This is a genomic window from Diaphorobacter caeni (genome assembly GCF_015354245.1).
In the GTDB taxonomy this organism is placed as follows: domain Bacteria; phylum Pseudomonadota; class Gammaproteobacteria; order Burkholderiales; family Burkholderiaceae_C; genus Diaphorobacter_A; species Diaphorobacter_A caeni.
On record NZ_JADKYZ010000016.1, the window covers coordinates 1 to 17,210 of the forward strand.

Consider the following 17,210-nt stretch of genomic DNA (forward strand, 5'->3'; position numbering starts at 1 on the left):
TGGTAGCGAAGCCCTCTATTCTATACCGATTTTTGAACCAACCGGGAAAGTTTTGAGAACTTTCTTCAGATCAACTCGCAGCATCTTCGGATCTCTCCGCAATCAGCGCGTTCTTTCTGAGGAAGGGCGCAAGTATAGCCCTGAAAATCACGCCTTCTATGAAAAAGGCGGATTTCTTTCCGGTTTGTCATCCCAAAGAGATGAGGCGCCCTCTTCCCACAGTCAGGCGACGGCCGCTTCCAGCGCATCAATGAACATGGCGGGCACGTCAAAGCCCGTCTGATCATGGATCTCTTGGAAACAAGTCGTGCTGGTCACATTGATTTCCGTGACGCACTCACCGATCACGTCCACGCCCACCAGCAGCAGCCCCCGGCTTTGCAGGATGGGCCCGAGCGCTTGCGCAATCTGCAGATCCTTGTCGCTCAGCGGCCGGGCGACGCCCTTGCCGCCAGCCGCCAGATTGCCGCGCACTTCATTGCCTTGGGGAATGCGCGCCAGGCAATAAGGAACCGGCTGGCCCCCGATGATCAGCACACGCTTGTCGCCGTCTGCGATCTCGGGAAGGAATTTCTGCACCATGACGCTTTGCGCGCCCTCCTTGTTGAGCGTCTCGATGATGCTGCCCAGATTCAGGCCATCCGCCTTCACTCGGAAGATGCCCATGCCGCCCATGCCGTCGAGCGGCTTGAGGATGATGTCCTTGTGCTCCTCATGAAAGCGACGGATCTGCTGGGCATCGCGCGTCACCAGCGTGGGGCCGATGAACTGCGGGAACTCCATGATCGCCAGCTTCTCGGGATGGTCACGCAGCGCGCTCGGCTTGTTGACGACCTTGGCGCCGTCGCGCTCGGCCTGCTCCAGCAGGTGAGTGGAGTAGATGTACTCGGCGTCGAATGGCGGGTCCTTGCGCATCAGTACTGCGCCGAAGTCCACCAGAGCGGCCCGGCGCTCGCCCTCCACCGCGAACCATGCATCGGCATCACCCGTCAGGCGGATGTCCCGCACCTCGGCCGTGACCTGCTCGCCGCGCTGCCAGGAGACATGACGAGGCTCGCACACCGCGATGGTGTGTCCGCGTCTCTGTGCCTCGCGCATCATGGCGAAGGTGGTGTCCTTGTAGATCTTGAAGTGCTCGATGGGATCGGCAACAAAGAGGATTTTCATGGGCTGTCGCGCCTATATAGATAGAGAGATCACTTCGCTGTGGGCGAGTGTGGACGTCCATACTGTTGCACAAACAGGGCAATGCTGCCGGCGATCACTCCCCAAAACGCTGATCCGATCCCGGCTATGGTGACGCCGCTCAGGGTCACGAGGAAGGTGATGAGCGCCGCCTCGCGATGCGATTCGTCACGTACGGCATTGGCCAGGCCACCGCCGATGGAGCCGAGCAACGCCAAGCCGGCAATCGCCATGACGAGCTCCTTGGGAAAGGCGATCAGCAGGCCGGTCACCACCGCGCCGAAGATGCCGATCAATATGTAGATGATGCCGCAGGAGGCCGCCGCCGTGTAGCGCTTGGCCGGATCGGGATGCGCCTCCGGGCCCATGCAGATCGCCGCAGTGATGGCGCTGAGGTTGAGCGCGTAGCCGCCGAATGGCGCCAGAACGAAAGTCGCCAGCCCGGTCATGGAGATCAGCTTCGAGATCGGCATGTCGTAGCCGCTTGCCCGGATCACCGCCACGCCGGGGAGATTCTGGGACGCCATCGTCACGACAAACAACGGCAGCGCCAGACTCATGATCGCCGCCACGGAGAACGTCGGCATGGTGAACACCGGCACCGCCAGATCCCAGTGGATGGCCGACCAGTTCATCTTGTTCATGAGGGCGGCGCAGAGGATTCCGGCCGCCAGAGTCAGCATGACGGCATAGCGCGGCAGAAAGCGGCGGGCCAGCAAATAGGTGAGCAGCATGGACAGCACCAGCGGCAACGCGGTTTCGGCCGCACTGAAAGCCTGCATGCCGAACTTGGCGAGCACTCCGGCCAGCAGCGCAGCGGCGATCTCCTGCGGAATCTTGTCCATCACGCGCTCGAACCAGCCGGTCACGCCCGCAAGGAAGATGAGCGCCGCGCTGACCATGAACGCCCCGACGGCATCGCCCATGGTGAAGCCGCCCATGGCACCGGCGGTCGCGAGCACCGCCGCGCCGGGCGTGGACCATGCGACCATCACGGGTTTCTTCAAAATCAGGGATGGGACCAGCGAGCACAGGCCCATGCCGATGCCCAGAGCCCACATCCACGAGGCGATTTCAGCCGGCGTCGCGCCGAAGGCCAGAGCCGCCTGAAAGACGATGGCGACCGAGCTGGTCAAGCCCACCAGCACGGAAACAAAACCGGCCACGAAGGCCGAAAGCGTCAGGTCCTTGAAAAATCGCATCGCGTATGTCGTTCCAAACTGCGACGCGATGCCAGCTCAAGGGTTCTTCAGGGCGAATCTGCGGCGCCCACGCAATATACAAAGAATCGCGTCCGCACGCTGGAATGCGTCAGACTTCCACCTTGGAGCCAAGCTCCACCAGACTGTTGCTGGGCAGGAGCAGGAAGTCGGCGACGCCCGCCGCGTTGTGGTGCATCTGGCCGAACAGTTTCTGACGCCAGAGCGCCATGCCGCTGTTGTTGTCGCCGGGCACGAACACATCGCGCGAAAGAAAGTAGCTGGTGCTCATGCTCTCGATCTCGCAGCCGCGGCCACGCAGTTGCTGCAGCGCCGCCGGAACGTCCGGGTCGTTCTTGAACCCGTAGTTGATCTTCACGCTCCAGCAGTCGCTGCCGAGCGATTCGATCTGCACGCGCTTGTCGAGCCCGATCCACGGCACTTCGTGGTTGACGATGGTCGCGAAGATGTTCTGCTCGTGCAGGACCTTGTTGTGCTTGAGGTTGTGCAGCAGCGCCGTCGGCGTGACCTTGGGGTCGGCGGTCAGGAACACCGCCGTACCGGCCACCCGTGTGATGGGCGGTTGCTGCAGGAACACCATCTGCAGGAAGTCGCGCAGGTCGATGCCGTCGGAGTGCAGCTTGTTGTAGATGAGATCGCGACCGCGCTTCCACGTCATCATCACCGTGAACACCGCAAAGCCGATGCTCAGCGGGAACCAGCCGCCTTCGAAAAGCTTGAGCATGTTCGACGCGAAGAACGTGACATCGATGAAGAAGAAAAACAGCGTGGGCGCGAGCGCCATCCACAGCGGATATTTCCAGCCGTAGCGCAGCACGAAGAAGGTGAGCACGGAAGTGATCGTCATGTCCAGCGTCACCGCGATGCCGTAGGCGGCCGCGAGATTGCTGCTGGAGCGGAACATCACCACCGCCAGCGCAATGGCGACGCACAGGCTCCAGTTGATGAACGGGATGTAGATCTGGCCCATGTCGCGCACGCTGGTGTGCTCGATCTGGATGCGCGGCAGGTAGCCGAGCTGGATCACCTGCTTGGTGACGCTGAAAGCCCCGGTGATCAGCGCCTGCGACGCGATCACCGTCGCCAGCGTGGCCAGCACCACCAGCGGCAGCACCGCCCAGCTGGGGGCGAGCATGTAGAACGGGTTCTTGATGGCCTCAGGATTCTCGAGCACCAGCGCGCCCTGCCCGAAGTAGCACAGCGTGAGCGCCGGCATGGCGATGCTGAACCAGGCGAGACGGATCGGCTTGCGGCCGAAGTGGCCCATGTCGGCATAGAGCGCCTCGGCGCCCGTCACGCAGAGCACGACCGCACCCAGAATGATGAAGCTGACGCCCGGATTCTCGAAGATGAAGCCCAGCGCGTAATGCGGGCTCAGACCGCGCAGCACCGTGGGATGCTGCATGATGTTCCAGACGCCCAATGCCGCGATGCTGATGAACCAGATCAGCATGATCGGTCCGAAGAACTTGCCGATGCCGGCCGTGCCGCGCTTTTGCAGCATGAACAGCGCGATCAGCACGATCAAGGTGAGCGGCACCACGCCCTTGGTGAAATGCGGAGAGACGAGCTCCAGACCCTCGACCGCCGAGAGCACCGAGATCGCGGGGGTGATGACCCCGTCACCATAGAAAAGGCAGGTGCCGAAGATGCCGATCATCATCAGCGCGGAGCGCAGCCTGGGCTTGTCCTTGACGGCCTGCGAGGCCAGCGCCAGCATCGCGATCAGGCCGCCTTCACCGTTGTTGTCCGCCCGCAGCACGAGCACGACGTACTTGAGCGAGACGATGATCGTCAGCGTCCAGAACAGGATCGAGAGAATGCCGTAGACGTTGTCATGCGTGAACGGAACATGGCCTGAGCCGAACACCTCCTTGAGCGTATACAGCACGCTGGTGCCAATGTCACCGTAGACGACACCGATCGCCCCCAGAGTGAGCGTGGTGAGAGAGGATTTCGAATTTTGCACAGGGATCAGTCACCCAGAACGCGAATGCGGGCTGTTGGGCGGTATTTTCCATCAATCACGGGAAATTTGCGCCGCCTGCAGCCCAAGGCCCGGTGATCGTTGACAGTTGTGGTGCGGCCACCATAGCAACCGCTCACAGACACTGATTTTTCGCGGTTTCGGTTGACGCGCCTATTGACCGGAGTGCTGACCGGAGTGCTGGCTGGCCTGCTTGAGCAGCTGCTGCAGAAACGGTTTCGCGGGCTCGGAGGGCTTGCCCGACTGCTGGATCAGATAGGGCGCGCCGGACATCGACGACGACGACGCCACCTTGTCCACGAACTGCTCGGCCGAATCCAGCCGGTTGCGGGTGCGCGAGAGCTTGAGCTTGAGATGGGCGACGGCGTCCACCGCGCTGTGCGATTCGCCGTTGCGGATGAAGACGAGGTCGGAGCGCTTTTCGAGCAGCGCGAGCATGGCCTGGACGCGCGCCTCCTCACTGCCGGAGAGCGCGAGCGCGGGCGCTGCAGGCAGACTCATGCAGGCAGCGAGCACCAGCAGCGCGGCCCGCCGGGACGGCGCAATACTGCACGTTCCGTGCGCCACCGCCGCGTCCTGGCGCTTGCTCATCAGTCGTAGACCTCGGCGTTCGGGTCGGTCGCCTCGAGCTCATAGCTCGCCGCCAGCATCGCCAGACGCGCGACCACGCCATACATGTAGAAGCGGTTCGGCGCACTCGCACCGGGGCGCGCGCCGGGCTGCGGCAGATGCGTGCTGTGCTCGAAGGCCAGCGGCACGTAGCTCGCGCCGGGTGCGTTGAGGTTCTCGTCGGTGCCGCGCTCGGCATGCATGCGGTAGAAGCCGCCCACCACGTAGCGGTCCATCATGTAGACGACCGGCTCTGCCACGGCCTGCTGCACGCGCTCGCGGGTCAGAACGCCTTCCTGGACGATCACGTCGTGCACGACCTGGCCGTCCTTGATGACGGCCATCTTGTTGCGCGTCTTGCGGTTCAGATCGTCGAGTTCCTTGGCGTCGCGCACCGTCATGATGCCCATGCCGTAGGTCCCGTTGTCCGGCTTGACCACGACCCATGGCTTCTCGTTGATGCCGTATTCCTTGTACTTGCGGCGCACCTTGGTGAGCGTCGCGTCGACGGAAGTCTGCAGCTCTTCGAGGCCCACGCCCTCGTTGAAATCAACGCCCTCCACCTTGGTGAACAGCGGGTTGATCAGCCACGGGTCGATGCCCAGCATCTTGCCGAAGCGCTTGGAGACTTCTTCGTAGCTCTGGAAATGGCGGCTCTTGCGGCGCACGCTCCAGCCCGCGTGCAGCGGCGGCAGCAGGTATTGCTCGTAGAGCTCTTCCAGAATGCCGGGCGCACCTGCGGAGAGGTCGTTGTTCAGCAGGATCGTGCAGGGGTCGAAGTTTTTCAGGCCCAGGCGGCGCTTGGTGCGGATCACCGGCTCCAGCGTGATCGACTCGCCGTGCGGCAGCGTGATCGTCGTGGCCTTCTTGATCTCCGGGCTCACCGAGCCGATGCGCACGTTCAGGCCGGCCATGTTGAAGATGCGCTGCAGCTGCATCACGTTGGCCAGATAGAAGGTGTTGCGCGAGTGGTTCTCGGGCACGATCAGCAGGTTGCGTGCCTCGGGGCAGATCTTCTCGATGGCGGCCATCGCGGCCTGCACGGCCAAGGGCAGCATCTGCTCGGTCAGATTGTTCCAGCCGCCCGGAAACAGATTGGTGTCCACCGGCGCCAGCTTGAACCCTGCATTGCGGATGTCCACGGACGAGTAGAACGGAGGCGTGTGCTCCATCCATTCGAGACGGAACCAGCGCTCGATCGCTGGCATCGAGTCCAGAATGCGTTGTTCCAGTTCGTTGATGGGGCCGGTCAGGGCGGTAATGAGATGGGGAACCATCAATGTCCTCGCAAGATTGCAAAAGGCTTTGGGCGGGGTAAGCCCACCATTTTACGAGACGCGGCAAATCGACTCTGAAACGACGTGCGGCAACCCCTATCGCGCGCCCTCGTCCTCGCCAACGCTACCTGCGCCAGAAAGTGGGCGTCAACAGCGCGATGAAGCTCAGGATTTCCAGACGCCCGAGCAACATGCCGAGCGTGCAGACCCAGAGCTGAAAGTCGTTCAGCACCGCATAGCTGGAGCTCGGCCCGAGCCGTCCCATCGCCGAGCCCGCGCAGTGCACGCTCGCCAGCACGGCGGAAAACGCGGTCAGCGGATCGAGATCGGTGAGCATCAACACCATGCTCAGCACGATCACCGTGGCGCCGTACATCAGCATGAAGGCCAGCACCGCGAAGATCATGCGGTTCTCCACCACCGCATGGCCCAGCTTCACCGGCTGCACCGCATTGGGGTGGATGATGCGGGCCATCTCGCGGCGTGCCTGCTTCAAGAGGATCAGCATGCGGGCCATCTTGATGCCGCCGCCGGTCGATCCCGCGCCCGTCGCCACGCCCGAGAGCATGATCATGAACACCGGAGCGAACACCGGCCAGTTCAGATAGTCGGTGGTCGTGTAGCCAGTCGTCGTGCCGACGGAAATCACATGGAACAGCCCCATGCGCAGCGCGTCAAGCGGCGCATAGACATCCTTGAACCACAGCAGCAGCGCGACGAACAGCCCGCCGCCGACCAGCGCCACCATGGTCGCGCGCATCTCCACATCGCGCCAGAAACCGCGCCAGTTGCCCTTGCGCAGCGCGATGAAGTACAGCGCGAAATTGCAGCTCGCGGCCAGCATGAAGAAGACCGCGATGCTCTCCATGAGCGGCGACTTGAAGTAGGCAAAGCTCGCGTCGTGCGGAGACAGTCCGCCCAGACTCACCGTGGTGAACATGTGCATGATCGCGTCCTCCGGCGTCATGCCCGCCCACCAGTAGCCGAGCGCGCAGAACAGCGAGAACAGAAAATACACGCCCCACAGCCCCTTGGCGGTTTCCGTCATGCGCGGCGTGAGCTTGGTGTCCTTGACCGGACCGGCCGCCTCGGCCTTGAACAGCTGGCTCGCGCCCACTCCGAGCAGCGGCAGCACGGCGACCGCCAGAATCAGAATCCCCATGCCGCCGATCCACTGCATGAAGGTGCGCCAGACGTTGAGCGACAGCGGCAGCTGGTCGAGATCCGACATCACCGTGCTGCCGGTGGTGGTGAGCCCGGAGACCGACTCGAAATACGCGTGCGTGAACGACATCGGCCGGTGGATCTCGTAGGACGCGAGCATCAGCGGAATCGCCGCGAACAGCGGCAGCGCCACCCACACCATCGACACCAGCATCACGCCATGCCGCGGCAGCAGCTCGCGCTGGTACTTGCGGGTGCTGAACCACAGAATCGCGGAAACCAGCAAGGTGAACAGAATCGAGACGACGTAGCACTCCCACAGCCCGTCGTCCGCGTAGACCGACGCGCCAAGCGGCACCAGCAGCGCGCCCGCGAACATCGCGAGCAGGACGCACAGCAGTCGCAGGACGGGCAGGATGTCGTTCATGTTCGGCGGTCGGATCAGAAATAGGTCGCGCTGACGCGAAACAGCTTTTCCACGTCCTTGACCAGCCGCTTGTTCGGCAGGAAGAACACCACGTGGTCATTCGACTGGATCACCGTGTGGCTGCGCGGAATGATGACCTCGGGCTCGCCCTCGGGTTGCGCCTGCTCCTGCCCGTCGTGGCACAGCGGATCAGGCAGCCCGCGCACGATCAGCCCCATATTCACTTCGGGCGGAAGATGGATTTCGCTGACCTTGCGCCCCACCACGCGCGAACTCTTCTGGTCGCCGCGCGCGACGATCTCCAGCGCCTCGGCCACGCCCCGGCGCAGGCTGTGCACCGCCTGCACGTCGCCCTGGCGCACATAGGCCAGCAGCTCGCCGAGCATCGCCTGCGCGGGCGACAGCGCGATGTCGATCTGCGTGCCGTGCATCAGGTCGGCATAGCTGCGCCGGTTGATGAGCGCGAGCACGCGGCTTGCGCCCATGCGCTTGGCGAGCAGGCTCGCCATGATGTTGTCCTCGTCGTCGCTGGTGATCGCGAGAAACAGGTCAATGTCCTCGATGTTCTCGTTGCTCAGCAGTTCTTCGTCGGTCGCATCGCCCTGCAGCACCAGCACGTCGGAGGGCAGCTGCGACGCCAGATCCACGCAGCGGTCCGGATTCATGTCGATGATCTTGATCTGCAGGTTGCCCTTCTTCGTGAGCTGGTTGGCCAGCCGCAGCGCCACGCGCCCGCCACCGGCCATCATCACCCGGCGCACCGGACGCGCGGCCTGGCCGCGCTGGCGATGGAACGAGGCCAGCACCTCGGGAATCTGCTCGCGTCCGGAGAGCACGAAGACCTCGTCGCCGGGCTCGACCATCGTCGAGCCATCGCAGGAAATGAAGCGGTCGGGCTCGTCCGCAAAACGCCGGTAGATCGCGACGATGCGCATCCCCACATCGGGCGCCATCAGGCGCAGCGCGCTGATGCGGTGGCCCACCATCGGAGCGCCGCCGCGCGCGCGCACCGACACCAGACAGGCCCGTCCGCCCGCGAACTCCCGCACCTGCATGGCCTCGGGAAACTCGATGAGCTTGCCGATGTAGCGGGTGAGCGACTCCTCGGGGCAGATGATGCGGTCGACGCCGAAACCGTCCTTGCCGAGCAGCTGCTCGGTCTTGTCCAGCCCCGACGAGCGCACCCGCGCGATCAGCTTGGGCACGTTGAACATCACCTGCGCGACCTTGCAGCAGACGAGATTGGTCTCGTCCTGCGCCGCGCAGGCGATCAGCAGATCGGTATCGTTGGCGCCGGCCTCGGCCAGCACCCGCGGGTCAATGCCGTTGCCGACGACGCCGCGCAGATCGTAGCGACTCTCGAGCTCGCGCAGCCGATCGGGGTTCTGATCGATCACCGTGATGTCGTTGCGCTCGGACTCCAAGCTGTCCGCAACGCTGGCACCGACCCGACCTGCACCCAGAATGATGATTTTCATCGTGTGTATCCCGCCCTGACTGGCTCAGCCATCCAAGCCCTTTGGCAGTGCCCGGCGCCGATCAGCCCCGGATCTCACCTTCGCCGAGCACGATCCATTTGAGCGAAGTAAGGCCCTCGATGCCTACCGGACCACGCGCATGGAACTTGTCAGTGCTGATGCCGATTTCAGCGCCGAGACCGTATTCAAAGCCGTCGGCAAAACGCGTGCTGGCGTTCACCATCACGCTCGCCGAATCCACCTCGCGCAGGAACCGCTGCGCGTGCACATGGTTGGTCGTGAGAATGGCCTCGGTGTGGTGGCTCGAATACTTGTTGATGTGAGCGATCGCCTCGTCCACACCCTCGACGATCCGGACGCTGATGACCGGGGCGAGATATTCCTCGCTCCAGTCGCTTTCCTGCGCTTCAACCAACCGGGCACCCGCCACAGGCTTGAGGAGGGCGAGCGCCTCGGCCGTGCCGCGCATCTCCACCCCCTTCGCCGCGAACACCGCGCCGATCTTCGGCAGGAATTCCGACGCCACGCCGCGCGCCACCAGCAGGCTTTCCGTCGCGTTGCACGGACTGTACTTCTGCGTCTTGGCGTTTTCCGTCACCTTGAGCGCCAACGCGATGTCGCAGGGGTCGTCCACATAGGTGTGGCAATTGCCGTCAAGGTGCTTGATGACCGGCACGCGCGCGTCGCGGCTGATGCGCTCGATCAGCCCCTTGCCGCCACGCGGAATGATCACATCCACATAGTCCGGCATGGTGATGAGCTGACCCACCACCTCGCGGTCGGTCGTCTGCACCAGCTGCACGCCGTGCTCGGGCAGGCCGGCCTCGGCCAGCGCCTTGCCGACCAGCAGAGCCAGCGCCTTGTTGGAGTCGATGGCTTCGGAGCCGCCACGCAGAATGCAGGCGTTGCCGCTCTTGATCGACAGGCTGGCGGCCTCGATGGTCACGTTCGGGCGGCTTTCGTAGATCATGCCGAACACGCCGATCGGCACGCGCATCTGGCCCACGCGGATGCCGCTGGGCTGCTGCTTCATGCCGAGCACTTCGCCGATGATGTCCGGCATCGCGGCGAGCTGCTCGCAGCCTTCAGCGCAGGTTTCCAGCACCTTGGGGGTGAGCTTGAGGCGATCGACCATGGGCTCGGCCAGCCCAGCGGCACGCGCGCGTTCGAGATCGCGGGCGTTGTCGATCTGCAGCGCGTCCACGTTTTCACGCAGCAGACGGGCCAGCGCCTTGAGGGCCTTGCTTTTGACGGCCGACGGAGCACGCGCCATCAGCGCGGAGGCCGCCTTGGCCTGAACTCCGAGGGCATGGGTGTATTCAGCGATATTGAGCGCATTCATAGCCTCGATTTTCACCGAAACCGCCCGACCCGCGTGCACAAGGGTTACGCTTGTGGCTTTCCGCCACTTCCAAGCCCCCAAGCGCCATGTCCGACACCGCCCTCTACGAACTGAACAGCCTCCGCGAACGCCTGCAGCAGCTCGCCGACGGTGGCCTCAGCCCCCACGGTTTCAGCGATGCCGCCCGCCACCAGAGCGCCCTGCTCGCCGCCCTGCCCGCGCGCTATTCCGACGTGCTGCTCGGCCTGCTCGACCGTCTGGAAGCCGGTGCCCTGTTCACCGAGGAAAGCTGCTCCTTCAGCCAGAAGGACCTGCACGACAGCCTGCAGGTCTGGCTGGACAAGGCTGACCAGCAACTCCAGCGCGGCTGATCCGGCTTTCTACGGTTCAACCTGGGTCTTCGGCAGGCGCAGCACGGCGCTCACGCCCGTCTGCCCGGCACCCGTGCGGTTGCGCACGCTGAGCGTTCCGCCCAGCGCCAGCGCCAAATCACGACAGATCGCCAGACCCAGCCCCGCGCCCTTGCCGCCGCCGCCCGTGATGAAAGGCTCGAACAGCCGCTCGGCCACGGCCTTCGCGAGCCCCTCGCCACTGTCCCACACCTCGAGCTCCCATTCCTGGCCGTTTTCGCCCAGCCGCATGCCCAGCACCGAACGCTGCGGCGCGTGCTGGATCGCGTTGGTCAGCAGATTCTTGAGGATTTCCTCGACCATCCAGCGCTCCCCGCGCCACGGCGCAGGCGTTTCCGGCCCATCGAGCGAAAAATCCAGCTGCCCGCGCGCAAGCAGCGGCGAAACTTCCACCGCCACGTCCCGCATCAGCCCCAGCAACTCGACGGACTCGACCATCTGCACCAGATCGGCCTGACCGCTCTGCGCGCGGTTCCACATCAGCAACTGGTGGACGACGCGGCTGGTGCGGCCCGTGGTGTCGGCGATGCTGGCCAGCGCCTCGCGCGCGGGCACGTCGCCCTTGAGACCCGATTCGGCATGCAGCTGCAGCACGGCCAACGGCGTGCGCAGCTGATGCGAGGCATCCGCCACGAAGCGCTGCTGGCGCTGGCGCGAACCGTCCACGCGCGCGAGCAGACCGTTGAAGGCCGCGAGCAAGGGGCCGACCTCCTCGGGCGTGGCCGCCGTGGCGATCGGCTGAAGATCGTCGGGGCTGCGCTGCTCCACCGAACGGGCCAGCACCCGAAGCGGCCTGAGCGCCGCCGTCGCCACCACCCACATCGCGACAAGCAGCAGCAGGAGCAGCGCGCATTGCCGCGCCAGCGTGTTCCACAGAAGCGCGCGGCCGATGGCGTAGCGATACGACACGTACTCGCCCACCTGCACCACCACGTAGCGCATGCCCTCGGCCGACTCGACCGGCTGCCACAGTGCCACAAAGCGCGCGGGCTCACCGCCCTCCATGTCCCGGTCGTAGAACTGCAGTCGCGAGGCGTAGGCCACGTTGAGCGGGGGCAGGCCGGTGTAGGCCGGCAGCGCGGCGTCGCCCGCGAGAAAATCGCCATTGAGAAAATTCACGCGGTACAGCAGCGGACTGCGGCCCGGCTGCTCGCGCAGGTCGGTGCGCACATCGGTGGAATACAGCTCCAGCGCCGAGTGCGGCAGCGTCACCTGCAGCTCGCCGCGCTCGAGGCGGATCATGTCGCCGAGCGCGTGCGCCGCCGTCACCAGCAGACGGTCGTAGGCCGACTGCGTGGTCTGCAGCGCGTTGCGGTAGCCAAGCCAGGCATCGAACAGCACGAACACCAGAAGCGGCACCGCCATCCAGATCAGCAGCCTGCGGCGCAGCGAGAACGCCCGCGCCGTGGCGTCCTGCAGGGCAGTGCCGTCAGTGCGCCGCGCCGCCATCCGGGCTTTCCTGAATCAGATAGCCCACGCCGCGCAGCGTCGTGATCTGCACGTCGGTGCCCAACAGTTTCTTGCGCAGCCGATGCGCCACCACCTCGACCGCGTCGGCCTGCGTGGCATGGTCCGAAGGAAACACCAGCGCGGTCAGCCGATCCTTGGTGACCGCATGGCCCGGGCGCTCCATCAGCGCGGCCAGCAGCGCCGACTCGCGCGGCGTGAGCTCAAGCGCCCGCCCGTCCACATAGGCCACGTGCGACGCGCGCTCCACACGCAGCCGCCCGCAGCGCATCTCGCCCGCTGTGCCACCCGCACGGCGGCACAGCGCGCGCAGGCGTGCTTCAAGCTCATCCAGATCGAAAGGTTTGGCGAGGTAGTCATCGGCTCCGGCGTTGAGTCCGGCCACCTTGTCGCCGACCGCACCGCGCGCCGTCACCACCAGCACCGGCACCTCGTTGCCCTTGGCGCGGATCTTGGAGACCAGCTGCAGCCCGTCCATCACCGGCAGGCCGAGATCGAGCATGACCACGTCGAACTGCCCCGCGCCGAGCTGCACCAGCGCCTGCACGCCGTCCATGCAATGCTCGACATGGATGCCGCGCCGCGTGAGCACGCGCGACAGCGCCGCGCTCAGGTCCAGATCGTCCTCCACCAGCAGCACCTTCATCGTGCGCGAGCCTCCGATGCTGCGGCGCACAAGGCGCGCTGCAATGCAACAAACGACAGGAAACAGGTGATTTTTCTCATTTTGAAAGCAACTTGAAAGCCAAGCGCAAGCCGGTCGAAAGGCGCGCCCCCAACGCGCGCATTGTGCTCCCTATAGTCGGGCCATCTTCCAATATTCCCAAAGACAAGGATAAGAGATGACCTTGAAGCCCACCGCCCGCGCGGCTTTCATCGGCATGGTTCTGAGCGCCGCCGCTTCCGCCAGCTTCGCGCAGGACGCCGCCTGCGCCAACCGAGGCGATCTGGACACCCAGTTCTGCGACGCCAACAAGGACATGGTCGCCGACACCCCCACCGACCCCAAGAAGCTCAAGGACCCGAGCACGCTGGTGTTCGCCTTCACGCCTGTCGAAGACCCCTCCATCTACGAAAAGCTGTTCCGTCCGTTCATGGGCCACCTGTCGCAATGCGTCGGCAAGAAGGTCGTGTTCTTCCCGGTGCAGTCCAACGCCGCTCAGATTGAAGCCATGCGCTCGGGCCGCCTGCACATCGCCGCGTTCTCGCCCGGCCCGGTGAACTTCGCCGTCAACCTCGCGGGCGCCGTGCCGTTCGCGATCCGCGGCAACGACCAAGGCCCCGTCGGCATGCACCTCAAGATGATCGTGCAAAAGGGCAGCAGCTACCAGAAGCTCGACGACCTCAAGGGCAAGCGCATCGCGCACACCTCGCCCTCGTCCAACTCCGGCAACCTGGCGCCGCGCGCCCTGTTCCCCAAGCTCGGCATCACGCCCGACAAGGACTACAAGGTCGTCTACTCCGGCAAGCATGACCAGTCGATCCTCGGCGTGAAGACCGGCGACTACGACGCCGCTCCGGTGGCGAGCGACGTGCTCCAGCACATGACCGACCGCGGCGTGGTCGGCAAGGACGACTTCCGCGTGCTCTACACCAGCGAGATGTTCCCGACCGACGCCTACGCGTTCGCCTACAACCTCGCCCCCGCGCTGCAGGAAAAGATCAAGGGCTGCTTCTTCGAGTACAAGGTCCCCGCCGAAATGGCCAAGGGCCTCGGCGGCGACCGCTTCCTGCCCATCACCTACAAAAAGGACTGGCAACTGGTGCGCGACGTAGCCCAGGCCTCCGGCGAATCCTTCACCCGCGAAGCCTTCGACAAGGCCGCGCAGAAGAAGTAAGCGCAGGATGAAGCACGCGGGCGGATGTTGAAACAGCATCCGCCCGCGTTGTCGTTTGGGGCCAGAGTGCCAGCATCCGTATCCGCACCCGAATCCGCCTGCCGGAGCGAGCCCAGGAAGCCCAGCGAGCGCCCAACCCGCCAGCCCCAACGGCAAGACAGCCCCTCAGGCAAGGCGTGAAGCCGCAGACAGTATGTTCATACGGCAAGGCTTCGCAACGACGCATGAGGGGCTGTATTGCCGCCCCAAAACGACCAGCAAACAAGCCCCAAGAACCACCATGACCGAACAAAAAGCCATCGAGATAAAAAACCTGGTGAAGGAATACAGACCCGGCCAACCGATTCTGAAATCCATCAACCTGTCGCTCCCCGCCTCGGGCCTGACCTGCGTGATCGGCCCTTCGGGCACGGGCAAGTCGACGATGCTCCGCTGCATCAACCGCCTGGTCGATCCCACCTCCGGCGAAATCTGGATCACCATCGAAGGCCAGCGCATCGACATGGCCAGGCTCTCGGGCAGCGAGCTGCGCCGCGCGCGCCGCCACATCGGCATGGTGTTCCAGGAGTACAACCTCGTGGACCGTCTGAGCGTGATGGAAAACGTGCTCACCGGCCGCCTCGGCTACACCTCGGCATGGCGCGCGTGGCGGCGCAAGTTCGATCCGCAGGACATCGAGCATGCGCAGCAGCTGCTCGGTGAAGTGGGCCTCGGCGACTTCGCCTCGCGCCGCGCCGATGCGCTGAGCGGCGGCCAGCGCCAGCGCGTGGGCATCGCTCGCGCGCTCGCGCAGCAGCCCGCCGTGCTGCTGGCCGACGAGCCCACCTCCTCGCTCGATCCCAAGACCTCCATCGAAATCATCCAGCTGCTGCGCGAGCAGGGTATCCAGCGCAAGATTCCGGTGATGGTCAACATCCACGACGTGGAGCTCGCGCGCAGCTTTGCCGACCGGATCATCGGCATGACCGGCGGCCATGTGGTCTACGACGGCGCGCCCGAAGGCCTGACCGAGGAGCATCTCACGCAGATCTACGGAGGCAAGGCATGGCTGGAGTGAACCCCGCACCATCGGTCAACGCCGCTTCGCCGCGCGGACCGTTCCGCATGGGCTGGCAGCAGAAGGCCGCCCTGCTCGCGCTGCTCGCCTACTGCGTCTGGGCGCTGTCCACCATGGGCGTGAACAGCGAGCGCCTGGCCAATGGCTGGTCGGCCGCCGCCAAGTTCATCGGCATGATGTTCCCACCGCAGATGAACAAGATGGACGAGCTCTGGCAGGGCCTCAAGGAAACCATGCAGATCGCCGTGCTCGCCACCGCGGGCGGCATTGCGCTGAGTCTGCCGGTGGGCCTGATGTCGGCGTCCAACATGTCACCCGCGCCGCTGCGCGCCTTCGGGCGCGGGCTGATCGCCGTGTGCCGCGCGCTGCATCCGGTGATCAGCGCAATCCTGTTCGTGAAGGCCGTCGGCTTCGGGCCGCTCGCGGGCATTCTCGCGCTGATCGTGGCGACCGTGGGCTTCGTCGGCAAGCTGTTCGCCGACGCCATCGAGGAAATCTCGCCCAAGCCCATCGAAGCCATCCGCGCGACCGGCGCGTCGTTCATGAACGTGGTGCTGTTCGGCGTGCTGCCGCAGGTGATCAGCCGCTTCGTCGGCTTCGCGACTTATCAGCTCGACTCCAATCTGCGCAATTCCACCATGGTCGGCATCGTCGGCGCGGGCGGCATCGGCGGCGTGCTGTTCGCGGCCTTTCTGCGCTATGAGTACAACTTCGTGTGCACGATTCTCGCGGCGGTGATCATCATCATCGTGATCGGCGAGATCGTCGTGAACGCCGTGCGAAAGGCCCTCCATGTCTGACGCCAGCATGAAACTCAACCCGTCCACCAAACCAGCCGCACCCGTCAAATGGCAGCACCACAGCTTCGGCCAGCGCCTGCTGCGCTATCTGCTGTGGATCTTCTGCATCTGGGCCATCGTGCAGTCGGTGCGCTACATCGAGGTGATTCCCGAGTTCCTCTACGACGCGCCCGAGCAGATGGCCGACATGCTCGGCCGCATGTGGCCCGTGGACTGGGCCTACTTCCAACCCGACGTGCTGCAGGGCCTGATGGAGACGCTGCACATGGCGACGCTGGGCACCGTGCTGTCGCTGTTTCTCGCGCTGCCGCTGGGCGTGATGGTCGCGCCCAACATCACGAAAAGCCGCACGCTGAACCTCGTCGCCCGCGTGCTGCTGGTGGCCAGCCGTTCGGTGAACTCGCTGGTCTGGGCGATGCTCTTCGTCGCCATCTTCGGCCCCGGCCCGCTGGCCGGCATGTTCGCCATCGCGCTGCGCTCGGTGGGCTTCGTCGGCAAGCTCATCGGCGAGGCGCTCGAGCAGACGCCCAAGGGCTCCATCGAAGCCCTGCAGGCGGCCGGTGCGAGCAAGTTCGCCCAGCTCTGGTATGGCTACTGGCCGCAGATCAAACCGGCCTTCTGGTCGGTGGCGCTGCTGCGCTGGGACATCAACGTGCGCGAGTCGGGCGTGCTCGGCCTCGTCGGCGCGGGTGGCATCGGCGTGGTGCTCAACACCTGCATCGACCTGTTCCAGTGGGACCGTGTGGCGCTGGTGCTGTTCACCATTCTGGTGGTCGTGGCCGTCGCCGAAATCGTGGTGCTGCAGATCCGCAAGCGCGTGCTGTAAACGCAACGCCAGCGTCAGTGCTCACTCTCCCGATGAGGAACTTCACATAGACTTCACGAAGCTCACCGTGGCTTCACTCCCGACTGACAGACTCGGTGCACAGCAAACAACGCCCCGGGAGGT

At 64.7% G+C, this 17,210-nt stretch carries 16 protein-coding genes; 6 read left to right on the plus strand and 10 right to left on the minus strand.

Annotation, left to right across the window (positions count from 1 at the left end; translation table 11 throughout):
• Nucleotides 1-283, plus strand: a 283-nt coding sequence (locus ISG32_RS27705; RefSeq protein ID WP_228530137.1) for a hypothetical protein, incomplete at its 5' end; no start/stop codon positions are given.
• Here ISG32_RS27705 and gshB read toward each other — a convergent pair.
• The 8 genes from gshB to ISG32_RS26275 form a co-directional block, all read right to left on the minus strand.
• Nucleotides 223-1,167: a glutathione synthase gene (gene gshB / locus ISG32_RS26240; RefSeq protein WP_194773969.1), complete on the minus strand. Its 945-nt coding sequence runs from the start codon at nt 1,165-1,167 to the stop codon at nt 223-225. The genes ISG32_RS27705 and gshB overlap by 61 nt on opposite strands.
• Nucleotides 1,168-1,196: 29 nt before the next feature.
• Nucleotides 1,197-2,387 (minus strand): benzoate/H(+) symporter BenE family transporter, encoded by a 1,191-nt coding sequence (locus tag ISG32_RS26245; protein WP_194773970.1) that lies wholly within the window; start codon nt 2,385-2,387, stop codon nt 1,197-1,199.
• A 109-nt stretch (nt 2,388-2,496) separates the two neighbouring features.
• Nucleotides 2,497-4,374, minus strand: a complete 1,878-nt coding sequence (locus tag ISG32_RS26250) for a potassium transporter Kup (protein WP_194773971.1) — start codon at nt 4,372-4,374, stop codon at nt 2,497-2,499.
• 171 nt (nt 4,375-4,545) lie between these two features.
• The gene (locus tag ISG32_RS26255; protein WP_228530138.1) at nt 4,546-4,983 is read right to left on the minus strand and encodes a DUF5329 family protein; all 438 of its coding nucleotides are present in this window, start codon (nt 4,981-4,983) and stop codon (nt 4,546-4,548) included.
• Nucleotides 4,983-6,278 (minus strand): glutamate--cysteine ligase, encoded by a 1,296-nt coding sequence (gene gshA / locus ISG32_RS26260; RefSeq protein WP_194773972.1) that lies wholly within the window; start codon nt 6,276-6,278, stop codon nt 4,983-4,985. The genes ISG32_RS26255 and gshA overlap by 1 nt, the downstream gene beginning before the upstream one ends.
• A 124-nt stretch (nt 6,279-6,402) precedes the next feature.
• Nucleotides 6,403-7,869 carry a TrkH family potassium uptake protein gene (locus ISG32_RS26265; protein WP_194773973.1) on the minus strand — a complete coding sequence of 489 codons (1,467 nt, stop codon included), beginning with the start codon at nt 7,867-7,869 and terminating at the stop codon, nt 6,403-6,405.
• Between the two features lie 14 nt (nt 7,870-7,883).
• Entirely contained in the window at nt 7,884-9,347 is a 1,464-nt protein-coding gene (gene trkA / locus ISG32_RS26270; protein ID WP_194773974.1) for a Trk system potassium transporter TrkA, read from the minus strand.
• A 61-nt stretch (nt 9,348-9,408) separates the two neighbouring features.
• On the minus strand, nt 9,409-10,689 hold the full coding sequence (locus tag ISG32_RS26275) for a glutamate-5-semialdehyde dehydrogenase (protein WP_194773975.1): 1,281 nt from the start codon (nt 10,687-10,689) through the stop codon (nt 9,409-9,411).
• A gap of 86 nt (nt 10,690-10,775) precedes the next feature.
• Here ISG32_RS26275 and ISG32_RS26280 point away from each other — a divergent pair, with 86 nt between their 5' ends.
• Nucleotides 10,776-11,060 carry a hypothetical protein gene (locus tag ISG32_RS26280; protein ID WP_194773976.1) on the plus strand — a complete coding sequence of 95 codons (285 nt, stop codon included), beginning with the start codon at nt 10,776-10,778 and terminating at the stop codon, nt 11,058-11,060.
• Nucleotides 11,061-11,069: 9 nt separating this feature from the next.
• Here the strand turns inward: ISG32_RS26280 and ISG32_RS26285 are convergent, their stop codons facing one another.
• Complete coding sequence (locus ISG32_RS26285; RefSeq protein ID WP_194773977.1) at nt 11,070-12,548, minus strand: sensor histidine kinase; 1,479 nt, start codon at nt 12,546-12,548, stop codon at nt 11,070-11,072.
• Nucleotides 12,529-13,212, minus strand: a complete 684-nt coding sequence (locus ISG32_RS26290; protein WP_194774005.1) for a response regulator transcription factor — start codon at nt 13,210-13,212, stop codon at nt 12,529-12,531. The genes ISG32_RS26285 and ISG32_RS26290 overlap by 20 nt, the downstream gene beginning before the upstream one ends.
• Nucleotides 13,213-13,408: 196 nt before the next feature.
• On the opposite strand from ISG32_RS26290, the gene phnD reads away from it, so the two are divergent.
• The 4 genes from phnD (at nt 13,409) to phnE (ISG32_RS26310) (ending at nt 17,087) form a co-directional block, all read left to right on the plus strand.
• Complete coding sequence (phnD, locus tag ISG32_RS26295; protein WP_194773978.1) at nt 13,409-14,404, plus strand: phosphate/phosphite/phosphonate ABC transporter substrate-binding protein; 996 nt, start codon at nt 13,409-13,411, stop codon at nt 14,402-14,404.
• A gap of 280 nt (nt 14,405-14,684) precedes the next feature.
• Nucleotides 14,685-15,461 carry a phosphonate ABC transporter ATP-binding protein gene (gene phnC, locus ISG32_RS26300; RefSeq protein WP_194773979.1) on the plus strand — a complete coding sequence of 259 codons (777 nt, stop codon included), beginning with the start codon at nt 14,685-14,687 and terminating at the stop codon, nt 15,459-15,461.
• Nucleotides 15,449-16,261, plus strand: coding sequence for a phosphonate ABC transporter, permease protein PhnE (gene phnE, locus ISG32_RS26305; protein WP_407645097.1), 813 nt, complete (start codon nt 15,449-15,451; stop codon nt 16,259-16,261). Before phnC ends, phnE (ISG32_RS26305) begins: the two co-directional genes overlap by 13 nt.
• Nucleotides 16,254-17,087 (plus strand): phosphonate ABC transporter, permease protein PhnE, encoded by an 834-nt coding sequence (phnE, locus tag ISG32_RS26310; RefSeq protein ID WP_407645098.1) that lies wholly within the window; start codon nt 16,254-16,256, stop codon nt 17,085-17,087. The genes phnE (ISG32_RS26305) and phnE (ISG32_RS26310) overlap by 8 nt, the downstream gene beginning before the upstream one ends.
• Nucleotides 17,088-17,210 lie beyond the last annotated feature (123 nt).